The organism is Nocardioides sp., from assembly GCF_047606145.1.
GTDB lineage: Bacteria > Actinomycetota > Actinomycetes > Propionibacteriales > Nocardioidaceae > Nocardioides.
The window spans coordinates 1-18,221 of sequence record NZ_JASGET010000125.1; the positions used below are offsets into that span (position 1 = coordinate 1).

Annotated in this window: 16 protein-coding genes and 1 pseudogene; 4 read left to right on the forward strand and 13 right to left on the reverse strand. The window is 73.2% G+C overall.

All coding sequences use genetic code 11. The features are described 5' to 3' along the window. From QM638_RS16450 to QM638_RS16460, 3 genes are all read right to left on the reverse strand, one after another. A partial coding sequence (locus QM638_RS16450) for a hypothetical protein (protein WP_415143585.1) occupies positions 1–592 on the reverse strand: 592 nt, incomplete at its 3' end. Positions 593–743: 151 nt separating this feature from the next. Then, complete coding sequence (locus tag QM638_RS16455) at positions 744–1,394, reverse strand: TetR/AcrR family transcriptional regulator C-terminal domain-containing protein (protein WP_415143587.1); 651 nt, start codon at positions 1,392–1,394, stop codon at positions 744–746. A 10-nt stretch (positions 1,395–1,404) separates the two neighbouring features. Next, positions 1,405–2,007, reverse strand: a complete 603-nt coding sequence (locus tag QM638_RS16460) for a TMEM175 family protein (RefSeq protein ID WP_415143589.1) — start codon at positions 2,005–2,007, stop codon at positions 1,405–1,407. A gap of 278 nt (positions 2,008–2,285) precedes the next feature. Here QM638_RS16460 and QM638_RS16465 point away from each other — a divergent pair, with 278 nt between their 5' ends. From QM638_RS16465 to QM638_RS16475, 3 genes are read left to right on the forward strand one after another with little or no spacing between them, the layout of a single operon-like run. Further along, positions 2,286–2,477 (forward strand): hypothetical protein, encoded by a 192-nt coding sequence (locus QM638_RS16465; RefSeq protein ID WP_415143591.1) that lies wholly within the window; start codon positions 2,286–2,288, stop codon positions 2,475–2,477. 10 nt (positions 2,478–2,487) lie between these two features. Beyond that, complete coding sequence (locus tag QM638_RS16470) at positions 2,488–5,007, forward strand: phosphoribosyltransferase (RefSeq protein ID WP_415143593.1); 2,520 nt, start codon at positions 2,488–2,490, stop codon at positions 5,005–5,007. Beyond that, positions 5,004–5,828: an HAD family hydrolase gene (locus QM638_RS16475; protein ID WP_415143595.1), complete on the forward strand. Its 825-nt coding sequence runs from the start codon at positions 5,004–5,006 to the stop codon at positions 5,826–5,828. Before QM638_RS16470 ends, QM638_RS16475 begins: the two co-directional genes overlap by 4 nt. Here QM638_RS16475 and QM638_RS16480 read toward each other — a convergent pair. Both QM638_RS16480 and fahA read right to left on the reverse strand, forming a co-directional pair. Next, positions 5,822–6,481, reverse strand: a complete 660-nt coding sequence (locus QM638_RS16480; protein ID WP_415143597.1) for an IclR family transcriptional regulator — start codon at positions 6,479–6,481, stop codon at positions 5,822–5,824. The genes QM638_RS16475 and QM638_RS16480 overlap by 7 nt on opposite strands. Before the next feature lie 10 nt (positions 6,482–6,491). Further along, entirely contained in the window at positions 6,492–7,751 is a 1,260-nt protein-coding gene (fahA, locus tag QM638_RS16485) for a fumarylacetoacetase (RefSeq protein WP_415143599.1), read from the reverse strand. 70 nt (positions 7,752–7,821) lie between these two features. On the opposite strand from fahA, the gene QM638_RS16490 reads away from it, so the two are divergent. Next, on the forward strand, positions 7,822–9,009 hold the full coding sequence (locus QM638_RS16490; RefSeq protein WP_415143601.1) for a homogentisate 1,2-dioxygenase: 1,188 nt from the start codon (positions 7,822–7,824) through the stop codon (positions 9,007–9,009). Positions 9,010–9,050: 41 nt separating this feature from the next. Here QM638_RS16490 and atzF read toward each other — a convergent pair. From atzF to QM638_RS16530, 8 genes and pseudogenes are all read right to left on the reverse strand, one after another. Further along, a pseudogene (atzF, locus tag QM638_RS16495) lies at positions 9,051–10,814 on the reverse strand (allophanate hydrolase); the annotation flags it as partial. A gap of 77 nt (positions 10,815–10,891) precedes the next feature. Next, entirely contained in the window at positions 10,892–12,598 is a 1,707-nt protein-coding gene (locus tag QM638_RS16500; RefSeq protein WP_415143603.1) for a PucR family transcriptional regulator, read from the reverse strand. Positions 12,599–12,605: 7 nt separating this feature from the next. Then, positions 12,606–13,820, reverse strand: a complete 1,215-nt coding sequence (locus tag QM638_RS16505; RefSeq protein ID WP_415143605.1) for a M20 family metallopeptidase — start codon at positions 13,818–13,820, stop codon at positions 12,606–12,608. Positions 13,821–13,883: 63 nt separating this feature from the next. Next, positions 13,884–14,639 carry an SDR family NAD(P)-dependent oxidoreductase gene (locus tag QM638_RS16510; RefSeq protein WP_415143607.1) on the reverse strand — a complete coding sequence of 252 codons (756 nt, stop codon included), beginning with the start codon at positions 14,637–14,639 and terminating at the stop codon, positions 13,884–13,886. Then, positions 14,636–15,646 (reverse strand): alpha-ketoacid dehydrogenase subunit beta, encoded by a 1,011-nt coding sequence (locus QM638_RS16515; protein ID WP_415143608.1) that lies wholly within the window; start codon positions 15,644–15,646, stop codon positions 14,636–14,638. Before QM638_RS16515 ends, QM638_RS16510 begins: the two co-directional genes overlap by 4 nt. Beyond that, positions 15,643–16,647, reverse strand: a complete 1,005-nt coding sequence (locus QM638_RS16520; RefSeq protein WP_415143610.1) for a thiamine pyrophosphate-dependent dehydrogenase E1 component subunit alpha — start codon at positions 16,645–16,647, stop codon at positions 15,643–15,645. The genes QM638_RS16515 and QM638_RS16520 overlap by 4 nt, the downstream gene beginning before the upstream one ends. Then, positions 16,638–17,114 carry a VOC family protein gene (locus tag QM638_RS16525; RefSeq protein ID WP_415143611.1) on the reverse strand — a complete coding sequence of 159 codons (477 nt, stop codon included), beginning with the start codon at positions 17,112–17,114 and terminating at the stop codon, positions 16,638–16,640. Before QM638_RS16525 ends, QM638_RS16520 begins: the two co-directional genes overlap by 10 nt. Then, positions 17,104–18,221, reverse strand: a 1,118-nt coding sequence (locus tag QM638_RS16530; protein ID WP_415143613.1) for a gamma-glutamyltransferase, incomplete at its 5' end; no start/stop codon positions are given. The genes QM638_RS16530 and QM638_RS16525, both read right to left, overlap by 11 nt.

Genomic DNA, 18,221 nt, shown 5'->3' on the forward strand with positions numbered 1-18,221 from the left:
CCAGCGCGGCCTGCGCTCCGGCCCGGAACGCGCCCCCCGCGGCCACCTCGCCGAGCTGCTCGGCCCTGGCCAGCCGGGCGTCCAGCTCCGGTGAGGCGATCTGGGCCGCGCGGATCTCGCCGACGGCCGCCCGGGCCCGGACCAGGGCGGTGGTGGCCTTGTCGACGGCGGGCCGCACCCGCGCGTTGATCTCCGAGAGCCGGTCGGAGAGCTCGGTGTGACGCGCCCGGAACTGGTCCAGGTTCGTCCGCGCGCTCTCCAACTGGGGATACAGGTCGTGGAAGGCGCGGTGCGCGCCGACCAGGTCGTCGACGGTGGCCGAGGACGAGGTGAGCACCCGCTCGTGCTGGTCGAGCAGCGCGATGTAGTCCCGGGTGACCCGATCCGCCTCGCCCAGCAGGGGTGCCAGCTCGCTGCTGACCCGCTGCGCCTTCGGGCCCGGATCGGCCTGGGCGTAGGCCTGCACCAGCGCCGAGGTCAGCTTCTGCGCGTCGTCGAGTGCCAGGAACGAGCCGGCCGCGGAGTCCTTCGCCGCCGACGCACCCTGCCGGGCCTGGTCGAGCCGCTCCTGGCGGGCGCGCGAGGAGAACATGGGACCGAGCCTAATCGAGGCCCCGACCGGGTCCGGATGGAGGAGCCGCTCGGTGGCGTGCGTCGCGTGCGGCGGCGCCTCGTCGGTCCGTGTCGCGGAGCGCGCGCCACGTCGGCGGGGAGAGCGCGGGGAGAGCGCTCGGTCCACGCGCTCAGGAGCCAGCCGCGGCCCGGGTCTCCAGACCGGTGAGGAGCACCGCGAGTTGACGTTCGAAGCGTGGCTGCGACCGCTCGCGCGCGTGACCGGCCTCGACCACCAGGGGAACGTCGGTTCCGAGGCGCTCGCCGCGGGCGTCGGGGTCGTATCGGGCGGGGTGGGAGGCGGACTGCGCGCGCTCCTGCTCCTCGATGACGAAGCCGACGACGAAGGCCGTGGTCATCTCGACGGCGTCGAACGCCAGTGTCTTCGTGACGCCCGCTTCGGTCCACCGTCTCAGCCAGGGTTCCTGCGCCCGGAGCACGGCGGGGTCGGTGATGAGGGTGCCGCTGAACGTGCGGGCCCCGTCGCGGTGCGCCAGGTAGACCTCGCGCAGCGCGCCGGCGTAGGCGGCGAGGTCATCGAGCCACCCCGTGCCCGCGCGGTCACGAGCCGCGATCGTGGCGATCACCCGTCGGTGGATCTCGGTGCCCATCTCGTCGAGCAGGTCCTGCTTGTTGCGTACATGGTGGTAGAGGGCAGGCGCCTTGACCCCGAGCTCGGCGGCGACGGCGCGGACGGTGACGGCGTCGATCCCCCCGTCGTCCAGCACGGCCAGTGCGGCGGTGACGACACCCGCCTTGTCGATGCCCCTGACCTTGCCCACGACGCGCAGCCTACGGTCCTCGCAGACGCCGGGCGGCGGCCAGGATCGGGCCGTCGAGGAGGAGCAGCAGCAAGGGCCAGTAGCCGGCGCTCGGGACGACCAGCACCACACCGAAGGCGATCGCGAGACAGGCGCAGTTGCCGACCAGGCCACGCACGAACGTCCCGCCGACACCGACGTCCCGGTGTCCGAGTCGCCGCAGGCCCAGAGCCATGGCGACCAAGGAGAGGCTCGAGATCAGCAGCACCCCGACGTAGAGGGCGAGCACGAGCGGCTCGTCGCCGTAGACCGCGACCATCTGGGCGGGGAACGGGAGGACGAGGATGCTCAGCAGCCACAGCACGTTGAACCGCATGACGAGCGGGTCCAGGGTCGAGACGCGGCTGAACAGCTCGTGATGCACCCACCAGATCCGCCAGATGACGAAGAAGGTGAGGAGAAAGCTGCCGATCGGCACCAGGTTGTCGGTGATCACCTGACGCGGTGTCACGGTGCCCGACCCGTCGTCCGGGACCAGTTCGACCAGCGGCAGGCTGAGCAGGGTGACCGCGATGGCGACCACCGCGTCGCCGAACGCGAGGAGCCGGTCCGAGGCGAACCGCCGGGTCGTCACGGGACGGCCTGGTGCGGAGAGATGGAGCAGGTGCGGTCGCATGCGGCCTCCGGGAGTTCGCGACACTCTGTTTAACTAAGTTAATCATACGAGCCGAGCCAGGGCGCGCTGCGCATGAGCCGTCGGTCTGGTCCGGGCGGTCTCCGGCAGGCGATTCGGCGTCGCTCTCGGCGCCGACGTCGAGGGAGGCCCATCGGGAGCACCGACCGCGTCCAAGCGCCCCACCGGCGGCACGCCCAGGTCGCGGTCGCGACACGCCGGCATGGCATCCTCCTCCCATGAGCGCGTCGAGGCGGGTGAGCTGGCCCCATCTGGTCGGGGCGCTGGTCTGCGCCTCGATCGCGGTCTTCGGGGGTCTCACCATCGTCGGCGGCAAGGAGAAGGGCGAGGCCTTCGGGTTCGCGCTGCTCGGGTTCTTCGGCGCGGGGGCGGTCGTGCTCGGCAAGCAGGCCTTCCGGCCGCAGCGGTAGCGGGCTTCGGGTGGGGCACTCAGCGAGGCGATGGCCGGGCAGCTTCGTGGCCGACCGGCTCGGCATCCGGCTGCATCCCAGCGGCGGGCGGCCGCTGACCGAGCTGGTCGGCATCGCGGTGCGGCGCAACCCGCGACGGGTCCAGCTGCTGGTCTCCCGGGTGCTCGGCAAGCATGTGCCCACCGACCCGGCGGTGGTGCGCGCGGCCGGACTCGCCCTCGGCGACCTGGTGGCCGGGACCGTCGACGCCGCCCCGGTGGTGCTCGGCTACGCCGAGACCGCCACCGGGCTCGGTCACCTGGTGGCCGAGGCGCTCGGGGCGCCGTACCTGCACTCCACCCGGCGCCCGGTGGCCGGTGTCGCCGAGGTCGGCGGCTTCGAGGAGGAGCACTCCCACGCCACCTCGCACCTGCTGCTGCCGGCGGACCCGGGGTTCCTCGCCGCCGACACCCTCGTCCTGGTCGACGACGAGCTCTCCACCGGCCGGACGGTGCGCAACACCATCGCGGCGCTGCACGGCCGGTTCGGGCACCGGCACTACGTGACCGCCGCGCTCGTCGACCTGCGCGGGCCTCGGGAGCGCGCGGCGATGGACCGGCTCGCCACCGAGCTGGGCGTCACCATCGACTGCGTCGCGCTGGGCGCCGGGACGGTCGAGCTCCCGACGGATCTCGGCGCTCGTGGGGCAGCGCTGATCGAGGAGGTCGAGGGCGACGGCGCCCGGCCGGGAACGCCGACATCGGCCGGGCCCGCCGGGCTCACCGGACTCACCGGGTCCGCCGGGCTCACCGGGTCCGCTGAGATCGTGCGGATCGCCGCGCCCTGGCCGGCCGGCGTACCCCTCGGCGGACGGCACGGCTTCGACCCCGCCCGGCACGGCGAGGCGTTCGAGGAGGCGGTCGCCGCGACCGTGGCGGCACTGGCCGGGCAGCTGCCGGCCTCCGCGGTGCACGTGCTGGGCACCGAGGAGCTGATGTACGCCCCGCTGCGCATCGCCGATGCCCTCGCTGCCCGCCACCCGGGAAGGGTGACGTTCTCCTCGACCACCAGGTCGCCGGTGCTGTCGATCGATGCCGACGGCTACGCGGTGCGCACCGCGCTCACCTTCGGCTCGCACGACGATCCGGCCGACGGGCCGGGGCCACGCTTCGCCTACAACCTGGGACGGTACGGCGCCGTCGTGCTGGTCCTCGACGAGCCGGCCGACACGCCGGCCCTGACCGAGGCGGGCGGGCTGCTCGCCGCGCTGGGCGCCGTCGCCGACCGGATCGTGGTGCTCACGTTGCCGTCGGACGCTCCTCGGGTGATCGAGCCCCTGCCCGAGCCCCGGTCCGAGCCCCTGCCCGAGCCCCTGCGCGGCCCGGAGTTCGGCTCCTACCCGGCGGACGAGGTGGCCTGGCTGCTCACCGATCTCTCCGCGGTCGAGCTGGAGGCGCCCACCGAGGAACGCGAGGAGGCGATCCAGGCCGGCCGGGCGCACTACGCCGAGTCGCTGCCGGTGGAGTACCAACCGGATGCCGCCTACCAGGAGCTCTTCGCCGCGGCGCTGGCCGCCGGCGCGGACCGGATCGCCCATGCGGTGGCCCTGGTCACCGAGCAGGTGCTCGCCCGGCGGCGCGACGTCCCAGGGGAACCGGTGCTGGTCAGCCTGGCCCGGGCGGGCACGCCGATCGGCGTCCTCATGCGGCGGTGGGCCCGCGAGCGGCACGGCCTCGACCTGCCGCACTACGCACTCTCCATCGTCCGTGGCCGCGGCATCGACCAGGTCGCGCTGCGCTACCTCGCCCGGCACCACGCCCCGGCGCAGGTCATGTTCGTCGACGGCTGGACCGGCAAGGGGGCCATCACCCGGGAGCTGGCCGCCTCCGTCGAGCAGGCCAACGCCTCTCTGGGCCTGTCCGCGTGCCGAGGGGAGGCCTCCGGGGGGCTGTTCTCCGCCGAGCTGGCGGTGCTCGCCGACCCGGGCAGCTGCGTGGAGATCCACGGCACTCGGGAGGACTACCTGATTCCCTCGGCCTGCCTGAACTCGACGGTCTCGGGGTTGGTCTCGCGCACGGTGCTGAACGACGACCTGATCGGTCCGGGCGACTTCCACGGCGCGAAGTTCTACGCCGACCTGGCCGCCTCCGACGTCTCGAACGACTTCATCGCCACCGTCGCCGGCCGGTTCGACGCGGTCCGTGACCGGGTCGCCGCCGACCTGCCCGCCCACCTCGCGGCCGATCACACCCCGACCTGGGCCGGGTGGCGGGCGGTGGAGGAGATCGCGGCGGCGTACGAGATCGGCGAGGTCAACCTGGTCAAGCCCGGCGTCGGCGAGACCACCCGGGTGCTGTTGCGCCGGGTGCCGTGGCGGATCCTGGTCAACCCGGACCGGGCCGCCGACCTGGCGCACGTCCGGCTGCTCGCCGAGCAGCGCGGCGTACCCGTCGAGGAGGTGCCCGGACTGCCGTACTCGTGTGTGGGGCTCATCCATCAGCGGTTCACCCGCGGCGCGGTCTACGCCGACGGGACCGGGGGCGCTCGGTGACCGCGCTCGTCCTCAGCGACCTCGACCGGACCCTCATCTACTCGGCCGGCGCGCTGCGGATCGGCGTGCCGGACGAGGAGGCGCCGCGACTGCTCTGCGTCGAGCTGTATCACGCGAGGCCGCTCTCCTACGTCACCGAACGAGCGGCGCACGGGATCGCCGCGCTCAACCGGGCGGCCGCGTTGGTGCCGACCACCACCCGTACGGCGGCCCAGTACCGCCGCATCCATCTGCCGGGGCCGGCTCCCCGGCTGGCGCTGGTCGCCAACGGCGGCATGCTGCTGTGTGACGGAAGGCCGGACGCCGGCTTCTCGGCGCGGGTCGCCGATCGGTTGGCGAGCGGTGGCGCGCCGTTCGCCGAGGTCTGGGCCCGGCTGCGCACGATGTCGTGGCGGGAGAGCTCGCGCGCCTTCATCGAGAAGGCACGCGAGGCGGACGGCCTGTTCTGCTACGCCGTGGTGGATCGCGAGCGGTTGCCGTCGAGCTGGATCGCGGAGCTGACCGGGTTCTGCACCGAGCGCGGCTGGCGGGTCTCGGTCCAGGGCCGGAAGGTCTATTGCGTCCCGGCGGCGCTGTCCAAGGGCGTCGCCGCCCACGAGGTGGCGACGATGGCCGGGGCCGACCGGCTGCTCGCCGCGGGCGACTCACTCCTCGACGCCGAGTTGCTCGAGGCCGCCGAGCTGGGCATCCGACCGGCCCACGGCGAGCTGCACGATGCGGGCTGGACCGCGCCGCACGTCACGATCACGGCGGCGTGCGGGGTGGCCGCGGGGGAGCAGATCGTGGCGTGGCTCGGTGCCCGCGCCGAGCAGGATCAGTGACTCGCGGGCGAGGTCAGCCGTTGCGTCAGCGCGGTCGCGGCGGCGATCACCCTGGTCGCGGTCGCCTCGGTGTCGAGCTCGCGCATGGTCTCGTGCATGGTGATGATCCCGACGCTGGCGCGCAGGCCCGGCACGTCGCGGACCGGGGCGGCCAGGCCGACGGCGCCGCGCTGCAGCTCGCCCTCGGTGACGACGTACGGCGCGTCGGCCGCCGAGGACAGGCCGAGGGCCCGTCCGGCGGCGCCCTCGGCGAGCGAGTGCCGGGCGCCGACGCGGTAGGCGACGTGGAAGTCCGTCCAGGTCGGCTCGACCACCGCCACCGCGAGCGCCTCGGCGCCGTCTTGGATGGTCAGATGCGCGGTCGAGCCGAGATCCTCGGCGAGTGCCCGCAGCACCGGCAGCGCCACCTCCCGCAGGACGGGCTGGACCGCTGCGGCGAGGGTGAGGACGCCGAGACCGACGGTGAGCCGGCCGTCGGCCGCGCGCCGCACCAGTCCGTGCTGCAGCAGGGTGGCCACCAGCCGGTGCGCGATCGATCGGGTGACCCCGAGCCGGTGGGCGACCTCGGTGAGGGTGAGTCCACGGGTGTCCTCGGTGAGGATGCGCAGCACCTCCAGCCCGCGATGCAGCGTCTGCGAGGTCTCGGTCGCCATGGCGAGGAGACTATCGAGCGGCGAGGATCTCGCCGGTGACCTCACCGAGGGTGATCCTGCCGCCGCGGGTGCTCGGCGCGCGGTAGCGCAGGGTGACCACGTCGCCGTCCACCAGCGAGGTGCGGGTCTCCTCGCCGACCGGGAACGGCCGCCGCCAGCCCCAGCTGAGCTCCAGGAGGGAGCCGAGCTCGCCGGGCCCCGGACCGGAGATGGTGCCGGAGCCCCACAGGTCTCCGGTGCGCAGCGAGGCACCGTTGAGGGTCAGGTGGGCGAGCATCTGCGCGGGACCCCAGTACATCGCCTGGTACGGCGGCCGGGCGATCACCACCCCGTTGAGCTCGACCTCGACGTCGACGTCGAGCCCGGCGGGGCCGTCGGTGCGCAGATAGTCGAGCACCTCGGGTGAGTCGGGTCCGCCGTCCTGGCCGGGCAGCTCGCACCACGCCGCGGCCAGCGCGTCCAGCGGGGTCACCCAGGCCGAGACCGAGGTGGCGAAGGACTTGCCCAGGAACGGACCGAGCGGCACGGACTCCCAGGCCTGGATGTCTCGGGCCGACCAGTCGTTGAGGCCGACCACGCCGAAGGTGTGCTCGGCGAAGGCAGCGGTCGGCACCCGCTGGCCCAGCTGGCTGCCGACCCCGGCGACGAAGCCGAGCTCGGCCTCGATGTCGAGCCGGGTCGAGGGCCCGAGGACCGGCCCGTCGGCGGTGTTGCGCTGCCCGAGCGGGCGGATGATCGGCGTCCCGGAGACGACCACGGTGCCGGCGCGGCCGTGGTAGCCCACCGGCAGGTGCTTCCAGTTCGGCAGCAGTGGAGGCTGGTCGGGGCGGAAGATCCGGCCGACGTTCGAGGCGTGCTGCTCGGAGGCGTAGAAGTCGACGTAGTCGCCGACCTCGATCGGCAGCCGGAGGGTGACCCGGTCGACCGGATGCAGGTGCGGCTCGACCTGGTCACGGCGAGCCGGGTCGGTGAGCAGCTCGGTGACCCAGCCGCGGACCGCCGTCCAGACCTCGCGGCCCTGGGCGAGGAAGGCGTTGAGGGTCGGCCGGGCGAAGAGCGCCTCGGCGACCGGCGCGCCACTCGCCGAGGCGATCCCGGCCAGGTCCAGCACGCGATCCCCGATCCGGACTCCCGCCCGCGGCGTCCTCGGAGTGCCGTCCGCCGGCCCCTCGAAGACGCCGTAGGGCAGGTGGTCGACGTCGAACCCGGAGCCGGCCGCGCCGGGGACCCAGCTGGGCGGCTCCTCGGGGGACGGAGCGCTGATTGACATGACGAGTACCGTAGCGAGTAGGAATTATCGGGACTAGATGTCCGATAATCGGAACAAAGGAGAGCCGTCGATGGCCCACTACCGCTCGGTCGGTTCCGTGCCGCACAAGCGGCACACCCAGCACCGCGACGAGGGCGGCGCGCTCTATCGCGAGGAGCTGATGGGTGAGGAGGGGTTCTCCTCGGACTCGTCGCTGCTCTACCACCGCGGCGTGCCGTCGGCGATCACCGACTCGACGGTCTGGGAGCTGCCGGACCAGCGTCGTACGCCGAACCATCCGCTCAAGCCGCGGCACCTCGCGCTGCACGGCCTCTTCGCCGACGGCGAGGCCGCCGACGCGGTGACCGGCCGCCGCCAGGTGCTCGGCAACGGCGACGTACGGATCAACTACGTGGTCACCGGCACCGAGCCGTCGGTGCTGTATCGCAACTCGATCGGTGACGAGTGTGTCTACGTCGAGTACGGCGCGGGGACGATCGAGACGGTCTTCGGCACGCTCGCCTACCGCACCGGCGACTACGTGGTCATCCCGCGCGCCACCACCCACCGCTGGCTGCCCTCGGAGCGCAGCGCGCTCTACCCCGTCGAGGCCAACTCGCACGTCGGTCCGGCCAGGCGCTACCTGTCCAGGTACGGCCAGTTCCTGGAGCACTCGCCGTACTGCGAGCGGGACCTGACCGGCCCGGGCGAGCCGCTGGTCTGCGAGGGCGAGGAGGTCGAGGTCCACGTCAAGCACCGCGTCAGCGGCGCGGTGGCCGGGATCGGCGGCACGGTGATGACCTATGCGACCCATCCCTTCGATGTGGTCGGCTGGGACGGCTGCCTGTACCCGTACACGTTCAACGTCGAGGACTACGAGCCGATCACCGGTCGGGTCCATCAGCCGCCGCCGGCGCACCAGGTCTTCGAGGGCCACAACTTCGTGATCTGCAACTTCGTGCCGCGCAAGGTCGACTACCACCCGCTGTCGATCCCGGTGCCCTACTACCACTCCAACGTCGACTCCGACGAGGTCATGTTCTACGTCGGCGGCGACTACGAGGCACGCAAGGGTACGGCGATCGGTCTGGGCTCGATCTCGCTGCATCCCGGCGGCTATGCGCACGGGCCCCAGCCGGCCGCCATCGAGGCGTCCCTCGGAGCGGAGTACTTCGACGAGCTGGCGGTCATGGTCGACACCTTCGCCCCGCTCGACCTCGGTGAGGGCGGGCTCGCGGTCGAGGACCCGGAGTACGCCTGGTCGTGGGCCTCGAGGTAGGCCCGCCAGCCGCCGAAGGCGGTGATGTCGTGGACCTCGTCGAGGGCATCCGGCGAGACCCCGAACCCGACGGCGTGACGACCGTCGGCCAGCTCGACCCGGCCGAGTGTCATCGGCGAGGGGAGTACGACGAGGAACTCGCCGAGCGCGGCCGGAGTGAGCAGCCAGAGCTCGCCGGAGATCCGCGCGCCACCCTCGCGACACCGCACCAGGCCCGGCTTGGGCGGCACCGTCGGCAGCGCGTAGAGCCGGTAGTCGGCGGCGGTCTCGATCTCGCCCAGAAAGCGTGCCCCCGAGTCGAGGAGCTGCTGGTTCAGCGGCTGCCCCCGCAGGTGCGCACCGAAGACGGCCAGCTCGACGCCGTCGCCGAGGAGAGCCCGCACACCGGCACCGACCGGATCCCGACCGAGGAAGCGGGCGGTCAGGTCGAGTCCGACCTGGTCCTCGAACGGCCTGGTCACGAAGGTGATGCCGAAGTCGCCCCGCTCGCCCCGCGCGCCGAGGCGGCCGGCGGGCACCGCGACCGCGGCCAGGTCGAGCAGGTTGACGAAGTTCGTGAAGGTGCCGAGTGCGGAGTTCACCCCGACCGGGTCGGCGGCCACCTCCGCGAGCGTGGGATGAGACGGCGCGGTCGGCAGCACCAGCGCGTCGCAGTCGGCGAGCATCGTCTCGGCCAGCAGCCGGGTCCGGGCCAGCGACTCCTGGTCCCGGACGTACTCCCAGGCGTACGGCGAGCGTGCCCGCTCGACGATGCCGCCGACGACCGGGTCGACGCCGGCCGCGGGCGCACCGGCGATCAGGGCACCGGCCGCTGCGTAGCGACCCGCCACCAGGGCGCCGTCGTAGAGCAGCCGCGCCGCAGCCAGCAGGGGCTCGATGTCGACCGTGCGGAGCTCGGCGAACCCGCCGAGGCGCGCGATGACGTCGGCCCAGGCCCGTCGTGCGTCCTCGCTGAGCGCGGCCAGGCCACCGGATCCGGGCACGGCGAGGACGGGCGCGGGCCGGGCGGCGAGCCGGCGGTGGGCGGGTGCCGGTCGCGTCTGTGGATCGGTGCCGTCCGGGCCGGCCATCACCGCCAGCGCCTCGGTGGCCAGCTCGAGGTCGCGGGCGAAGACGGTGATGGTGTCGTAGGGGCGGCAGGCGTCGAGCATGCCGGTGCTCGGCAGCAGACCGAGGGTCGGCTTGAGCCCGACGATCCCGTTGAACGCGGCCGGCACCCGGCCCGAGCCGGCGGTGTCGGTGCCCAGCGCGAGGTCGACCTGCCCGAGCGCGACGGCCACGGCCGAGCCGGAGCTGGATCCGCCCGAGACGCGTTCCGGCAGCCGGGCGTTGCGCACCGCGCCGTACGGACTGCGTGTGCCGACCAGCCCGGTGGCGAACTGGTCGAGATTGGTCTTGCCGAGCACGATGGCGCCGGCGGCGCGCAGCCGTGCCACGACGGTGGCATCCGCGGCCGCGGGTGCCTGGCCGGCCGGCAGCGCCGCGGTGGTCGGCAGCCCCGCCACGTCGATGTTGTCCTTCACCGCGATCACCCGTCCGGCGAGCGGCAGATCGTCGCCGGCGTCGAGGGCGGCGTCGATCGCCCGCGCCTCGCGCACCACCGCGGCGCGCTCCCGCAGCGAGATCCACACCTCGGGCCGGTCGGCGGCCTCGATCCGGGCGAAGGCGCGCGCCACCGCGTCCCGGGCCAGCCGGATGACCGGGTCGGCGCCGGTGGCCGAGCCGGTCGACGGGGTGGAGGACTGCGTGGCCAGGGGAGCGGTCACGGCGGCGGTCACGGGTGCGGTCGGTCGGGTCGAGGTCATCGGGTCTCCGGGTCGGGTGGGCTCAGCGGCCTGGGTGGTCTGGGTGGTCTCGGTGGTCTCGGTGGGATCGGTGCCGCTCAGTGCGGCCGCTGGGTGCGGTCGGCGGTGTCGGCGATCACCAGCGCGATCTGGAGGTTCATGCACTGCTCCTCGTCCTCGAGATCGATCTCGAGCAGGCTGCTGATCAGGCGGAGACGCTCGTGCATCCAGGGCCGCGAGACGTAGGCACGCTGAGCGGCCACGGTCTTGTTCCGCCCGGCATCGAGGTAGTGCCGCAGCAGGTCGACCAGCGTGGTGTCGTGCTCGCGGTCGTGCCGCAGCAGCGGGGCCAGCAGGCGGTCGGCGAACCGGGCCAGACGAGGGTCGTCGCGCAGCGCGTAGACCACTCCGCGGATACCGAGGTCGTCCCACCCGAGCACCGCCGAGTCCATCCCCACCCCGATCGCGGCGGCGACGGTCTCGATGGCCTCCGCCAGATTCTGCCGGGCCGCGTCCAACCCGGACGCCGGCCCCGCGTGGGCCAGGACGACGTCGAGTCCCTGCTGGGCCAGCAGACCCGAGATGCGGTCGATCGAGGCGGAGGTCTCCGAGCCGGCCGCGCGGGCCGCGCCGGTGAGGTCGACCAGGCCGCCGACGGTGTCCTCGTCGAGCGGCGCGATGAGTGCCGGCAGGTGCTCCCGGCGGGCGACCTCGGCGATCGTCGTCGCCAACGAGTGCAGCTCGTCGCGGCGCCGCACGATGCCCTCGCCGCCCCGTCGGCTCCGGACCGCGATGGCGGTGAGGGCGCAGCGTCGCAGCGAGACGCCGAGGGCCGCGGCGTGCTGTTCCAGCCCGGCGGCGTCGTTCGGACCGGCCAGCAGCCGTCGGAGCAGGCTCTGGTGGGTGTTGAGCTCGAGGAGCTCCGACTCGCGGTCGACCAGCCGGTTGATCGCCAGCGTGGAGGCCGCCTGCTCGACCAGCATGATCAGACTGCGCGGGACGGTGGTGGTCGCGTCGACGCTGCCGCTGACGTCTCGTTCGCCGGCGTCACCGGCCATCAGGATGAGCTGCCCCCAGTCGTCCCCGCGGGCCCCGACGGTGGTGCGCAACCATCCGGTCTGCGGGTCGTAGTAGGTCCGGGTGCGGCGGACCGGCACCTGGGTGTACTCGGCCCACTCCTCGAGCACGTCGCCCCGGCTCCGCTTGGCCGGATCGAAGGCGAGCAGTCGGTGGTCCCGGTTCTCCAGGACCACCGCGAAGCCGGAGAGCTTCGCGACATGGGAGAGCACCCGCTCCGGCGTACTCCCCTGGACGGCCAGCGAGCTGAAGATCCGGTGGATGTTCTCCGAGGCCTGCAGCTCGCGGACCTGGACGTCGACGAGGGTGGCATGCACCTCCTCGGTGACGTCGATGAACGCGATCGTGCGGCGCAGCGCGATCAACGGCAGCCCGCGCCGGTCGGCCGCGGCGATCATCGCCTCGGGCAGCGGCTCGGCGAAGCGCGGCCCCAGCCCGATGACCAGCGCGGCCACGTTGGCATCGGCGAGCCGCTCGACGTACCCGGTGATGCCGGCCGGATCCTCGGGCAGGATCATGCCGGTGGTCAGCAACAGCTCGTCGCCGCGCAGCAGGTCGGCGATCCCCAGCACCTCGCTGACGTGGACCCAACGGACCGGTCGGCGCAGTCCGGACGCGCCGGCGACGACGACCGGGTCGCCACGGCGCAACGCCGGATAGTCGAGCACGTCGGCCACGCTCGGCAGCTCGGTGCGCGCACGCCCGTACGTCGGGAGTCGGATCACCATCGAGTCATCACGTGTCCATTCTCCCCACGGCGGCGAAGCCCTGCTCCGCCGCGAGCTCGGCCCAGTGACCCACCAGATCCCACATCAGGCCGGCCCCCAGCTCGACGTCGGCCAGCGGGACGTACTCGTCGGCGGTGTGCGCCTGGTCGGTGGCGCCGGGGCCCAACACGGTGCTGGAGCTGGAGCCGGTCAGAGCGGCGATCATGGCGGAGTCGGTGTAGGCCTCGTGACCGTCGGCGCCGCCGATCTCGGGGAGGTGGCCGGTGAGTCGCCGGTAGGAGGCCCGCAGTCCGCGCACGATCACGGAGTCGTCCGCGGCGCGGACGGGTGGCCGACGGGCACCCAGCGGTTCGATGCTGAATCCGGCCCCGGGATAGCGGGCGATCACCGTGGTGGCGACCTGGTCGACGATTCGCACCGTGTCCTCGGGCAGCAGTGGGGGCACGATCCGCAGGTCGAGCTCGGCGCGGCACTCGGCCGGCACCACGTTGGTCGCCACCCCGCCCGAGATCACCCCGGTGGTGAACCGGGCCCGGCCCAGGACGGGGTCGTCGAAGGGCATCGCCGCGAAGGTGGTCTCCAGCTCGCCGAGGATCTGCACGGTGACGTGGACGGCGTTGACGCCCAGGTGCGCGCGCCCGGCGTGGGCCATCGCGCCGGTCACCGTCAGGGTGAGCCAGCGCAGGCCCATCTGGGCGATCCGGAGCCGCATCCCGGTCGGCTCCGGCGCCAGGATCTGGTCGTCCGCGCGCAGCAGCCCGTCCTCGACCAGCTGGTGGGCGCCGAGCATGCCCGGTGCCTCCTCGTCGACGGTGTAGATCGCGACCACGTCGCTCGCCGGGGTTGTCCCGGTGCGGACCAGCGCCTCCAGCAGGCCGATGGTCAGGGCCAGTCCCGCCTTCATGTCGCAGGCTCCACGGCCGTAGAGGAGCCCGTCCTCGATGACCCCGCCGAAGGGCGGTCTGGTCCAGCCGGCACCGACCGGCACCGTGTCCATGTGGGAGACCAGCACGAACCGGGGCAGGTCGGCCCGGTGGCCCCGGACGGTGACGACGAGGTTGTCCCGGCCGGGCTGCACCGGGTGACGGGTGACCTCCAGGCCGAGTCCGGTGAGCCGCTGCTCGATCCAGGCGGCGCACTCGGACTCGAGCCGGCCGGGGTTGGTGCTGTCGATCGCGATCAGGGCACGGAGATCGGCGATGACCCGCTCGTAGTCGATCATGGCTTCGGGTTCCTCTCAGCGGGGTTGGGGGATCGTGTGGTGGTCCGGGCGCGGTGGTCCGGCTCAGCGCGGCGGGCCGTCGACGACGACCGTCTGTCCGCTCATCCCGGTCGAGCCGTCGCCGGCGAGGAACGCCACCACCGCGGCCACCTCGTCGATGCCGATCAGGCGTCCGAAGGCGGTCGCGTCGGCGAACTGCCGCAGCATCGCCTCGGTGCCGACCTGTTCGCGCTCGGCGACCTGTGCGGCCAGGGTGCGTAGCATCGGCGAGTCGATGTTGCCGGGGCAGACCGAGTTGACCCGGCCGCCGAACGCCGCGACCTCGCTGGCGAGGCATTCGACGAAGCCGCGGACGCCGAACTTCGAGGCGGCGTAGACCGAGGCTCCGCCCTCGCCGCGCAGGCCGGCGGTGGAGGAGAGGAAGACCGCGCTGCACGGGCGCGGCGCCGCCTCGAGGTTGAGTGCCAGCGCCTGCCCGACGTGGAAGGCGCCGCGCAGGTTGACCGCCATCACTCGCTCGTACGCCGACCAGTCGGTGCTCGCCACCGGGCCGGTGCAGTTGGTGCCGGCGGCGAAGACCAGCGCGTCGTACGACCCGACGCCGGGACGGGGACCGAGCGCGGCGAGCACCGCCTCGCGGTCGGTGACGTCCAGCGCCACGACGTGGGTGCCGGGGAGGATGTCGGAGGGATCGGGTGCGCCGGCGGGCTGGTCGAGGTCGGCGACGCTCACCCGTACGCCGTCGGCGGCCAGGGCCGCCACGATCCCGCGGCCGATGGCGCCGGCCCCGCCGACCACCACCACGTGCCGCCGGCTCATCGCGTCCCTCCGAGCCGCAGGATCGCCGCGAGGATCGAGTCCGCGTCCGGGACCACCGCTCGCTCCAGGCTCAGCGCGGCCGGCACCGGCACCCCGGGGAGACCGTGTCGGGCGACGCCGTCGAGCGCGTCGAGGCCCATCCGCTCGATCACCCCGGTCACGATCTCCCCGCTGAGCCCGAACCCGAGGTAGTCCTCGTCGACGACCAACAGCCTGCGGGTCCGGGTGAGAGAGGCGCACACGGTGTCCCAGTCCACCGGCATCACGCTGCGCAGGTCGATGATCTCGACGTCGATCCCGTGGGCGGCGGCCGCCTGTGCGGCGGCGTACGCCTGCCCCACGGTGCCGCTGACCGTGACCAGCGTCAGGTCCCGCCCCGGTCGCGCCACCGCCGCCTCGTCCAGGGACACGGTGAACGCCTCCCGCGGCACGTCGGCACCGAACGCGAAGTCGGCGGCCCGCTGCAGCAGCAGGCCCTTGTGCTCGATGAAGACCACCGGGTCGTCGCAGCGCACGGCTGCGGCGATCATGCCCTTGCTGTCGTGCGGGTTGGACGGCGCGACCACCCGGAGCCCCGGCAGATGGGCGAAGAGGCCCCACAAGGTCTGCGAGTGCTGGGCGGCCGAGCCGATGTTGCCGCCGGCGGTCTTGATCACCACCGGCATCGGGACGTGCCCTCCGGACATGTAGGGGATCTTGGCGATCGCGTTGTAGACCTGCTCCAGACAGACCCCGATGAAGTCGACGAACATGATCTCGACCACCGGCCGGTAGCCCTCCATGGCCAGGCCGACGGCCATCCCGGTGAACGCCATCTCGGAGATCGGGGTGTCGAGCACGCGGCTGCTGCCGAACGCCTTGGCCAGTCCCCGGGAGGAGCCGAACACGCCACCGTGCGCGCCCACGTCCTCGCCGAGGACGAGCACCGTGTCGTCGGCCTCCATCTCCTGGCGAAGGCCCTCCGCGACGGCCTGGGAGAGGTTGATGTTGCGCAGGGTGGCGGTCATCGGACGTCCTCCCGATCGTGCCCGAGATCCGGGGCGATCCCGGTGGCGAAGACATGCCGATGGGCGGTGGCGGCGTCCGGCTGCGCGTCGTCGCGTACGACGGCCAGCAGCTGGTCGATCTCGGCGGCCGCCGACGCATCCAGTCCGGCCAGCTCGTCGGCGCTCAGGACGCCAGCGGCGACCAGCCGGGCGGCGGTCAGCCGGATCGGGTCGCGGTGGGTGATGCGGTCGTGCTTGTCGCCGGCGTCGCGGTACTGGTCCAGGTCGCCCTCGTAGTGGCCGCGGAACCGGTAGCAGGTGGCCTCGACGATCGCCGGCCCGCGACCGGACCGGGCGTGGGCGAAGGCACGTCCCAGGGCGCTGCTCACCGCCTCCGGGTCGAGGCCGTCGACCCGCTCGCCGATCGCACCGAAGGCGGGCGCCCGCTCGGCGAGGGTGGCGGTGGCACTGGACCGGCTGAACGGCACCGAGATCGCCCACTCGTTGTTCTCGATCAGGACGACGACGCCCAGGTGCAGCACCCCCGCCATGTTCATCGCCTCGGCGAACCCGCCGGTGTTGACCGCGCCGTCGCCGAGCGCCGCGACGGCGACCGCGTCGCGTCCTTCCAACCGCGCCGCGTAGGCATGGCCGAGCGCGACCGGTAGCGAGGCGCCCACGATGCCGGTGGTGGAGAACCGGTCCTCCGGGCTGAACAGATGCATGTGGCCGCCGAAGCCACCGCACAGGCCGGTCTCCTTCTCGAAGATCTCGGCGAGCAACGGCCGCAACGGGACCGATGCGGCGATCGCATGCAGGTGGCCGCGGTGGGTGCTGGTGACGGCGTCGTCCGGCCGCAGGTGCTCGGCGAGGGCCGCGGCGATCGCCTCCTGGCCGATGGCGGTGTGCAGCTCGCCGTGGATCTCGCCGGAGCCGACGCCGGTCAGGCAGGCCTCCTCGAACCGGCGCATCAGGCACATCAGGCGATAGCGGCGGCGCCACAGGTCGGTGCTCAGATCCATGCTTCCTCCAGTTCGATCACGGTCCCCGTCGAGGACCGGCAGTAGACGGCTCGCCCCTCGGCGAAGTCGACGACCTCACCGAGCGCGACCCCGCCGGCGCGCAGCAGCGCCCGCAGCGAGGCGTCGAGGTCACGCACCTGGTAGGCGCCGTGCCCGATCCCGACGTGGACCGGCATCCAGGGCGGCGTGCCGGCCGGGACCCCGCGCACCTCGAGCAGCTCCAATCGGGTGCCGCCGTACGGCGCGAGGAGCTGCACCAGGTCGCAGACCACGCCCGAGAGGCCGACGGTGCGCTGGAACTGGTCGTCCATCTCGCGGACCAGGAGCTCGACCTCGTAGCCGAGGGTGCGGTGGTAGAAGTCGATCGACTCGTCGATATCGGCGACCACCAGGCCGCTGTGGTGCCAGGACCAGGCTCGGACCTCGCCGTGTTCGCTCGGCCGCGGCATCGAGGACTCAGCGGGCATGGGCGTATGCGCTTCGTCGGGAGTCGGCGCCCGCGGCCAGCAGCCGCTCGCCGTCCTCGGTCAGGTCGGAGACGATCGTCTGGACGCTGCCCGCGTCGAACTCGTTCGCCGGCCAGTCGACCACCTGGTGGCCGCGAGCCTCCAGGTCGTCACCGACGGCCGCGTCGAAGCCCTCCTCCAGGAAGACCAGGGAGTCGCCGGTGGGGTGGGGATGGAAGCCGCCGGGGAAGCTGGAGCCGAAGAACCGCGGCGCCTCCACCGCCGCCTGGGGAGTCTGCCGGTGGACGTCGATCCGCAGCATCGCCTGGACGATCGCCTGGACGATGACGTCTCCGCCGGGGCAGGCCGCCGCCCAGACCCCGTCGCGCTCGGCGCACAGCGCGATCACCGCGGCCGGTGTGACGCACGGCCGCCCTCCCGGGCGGAGCGCGTTCGGATGGCCGGGGACGAGCCTGCTCTGCACCCCTCGGGGCGAGCAGAGCAGGCCGAGCTCGGGAATGATCGGTCCGCCGTCGATGGTGTCGCTGGGAGAGCTGGAGAAGGCGTTGCCGTCGCCGTCGACGGCAACGATCGCGGTGGTCGAGGGCAGTCGTGGTCCGGCCTGCTCGACGGTCGGGAGGTTCGGCAGGGCGAACTCGCCGACCATCTTCGCCAGCTCGCTCAGCCGTGCCTCGCCGAGGAGGTCGTCGACCTCGACGCCGGTGAACCGAGGATCCCCGTAGCAGCGCTCGCGTTCGCTGAAGGCCAGCTTCAACGCCTCGACCACCTCGTGGACGTAGCCGACGGTGTCGGCGGGGACGGATCGGATCCCGCGGCGCTCGAGGATGCCCAGGGTCTGGGCGATGATCGGCCCCTGCGACCAGGTCGGGGTGACGTGCACCCGCCAGTCGCCGAAGCCGACGTACGGCGCCGGGGCGACCTCCGCCCGGAAGCCGGCCAGGTCCGCACGGCCGAGCGTCCCGCCGTGGCCGGTCACGAAGTCGACGATCCGGCCGGCGATGTCGCCGGTGTAGAACTCGGCATGGGCCGCGTCGATCGCCGCTTCGCGGTCGGCGCCGGCGGCGGTGGCCCGCTCGGCCGCCTCCGCGAGCCGGCGCAGCGTGCGGG

Bases quoted from the DNA above. Each gene is read 5' to 3' on its own strand.
- QM638_RS16465 (WP_415143591.1), top strand. From the start codon at position 2,286: ATGAGCGCGTCGAGGCGGGTGAGCTGGCCCCATCTGGTCGGGGCGCTG.
- QM638_RS16480 (WP_415143597.1), bottom strand. From the start codon at position 6,481: ATGGCGACCGAGACCTCGCAGACGCTGCATCGCGGGCTGGAGGTGCTG.
- fahA (WP_415143599.1), bottom strand. From the start codon at position 7,751: ATGTCAATCAGCGCTCCGTCCCCCGAGGAGCCGCCCAGCTGGGTCCCC.
- QM638_RS16490 (WP_415143601.1), top strand. From the start codon at position 7,822: ATGGCCCACTACCGCTCGGTCGGTTCCGTGCCGCACAAGCGGCACACC.
- QM638_RS16500 (WP_415143603.1), bottom strand. From the start codon at position 12,598: ATGGTGATCCGACTCCCGACGTACGGGCGTGCGCGCACCGAGCTGCCG.
- QM638_RS16505 (WP_415143605.1), bottom strand. From the start codon at position 13,820: ATGATCGACTACGAGCGGGTCATCGCCGATCTCCGTGCCCTGATCGCG.
- QM638_RS16510 (WP_415143607.1), bottom strand. From the start codon at position 14,639: ATGAGCCGGCGGCACGTGGTGGTGGTCGGCGGGGCCGGCGCCATCGGC.
- QM638_RS16515 (WP_415143608.1), bottom strand. From the start codon at position 15,646: ATGACCGCCACCCTGCGCAACATCAACCTCTCCCAGGCCGTCGCGGAG.
- QM638_RS16520 (WP_415143610.1), bottom strand. From the start codon at position 16,647: ATGGATCTGAGCACCGACCTGTGGCGCCGCCGCTATCGCCTGATGTGC.
- QM638_RS16525 (WP_415143611.1), bottom strand. From the start codon at position 17,114: ATGCCCGCTGAGTCCTCGATGCCGCGGCCGAGCGAACACGGCGAGGTC.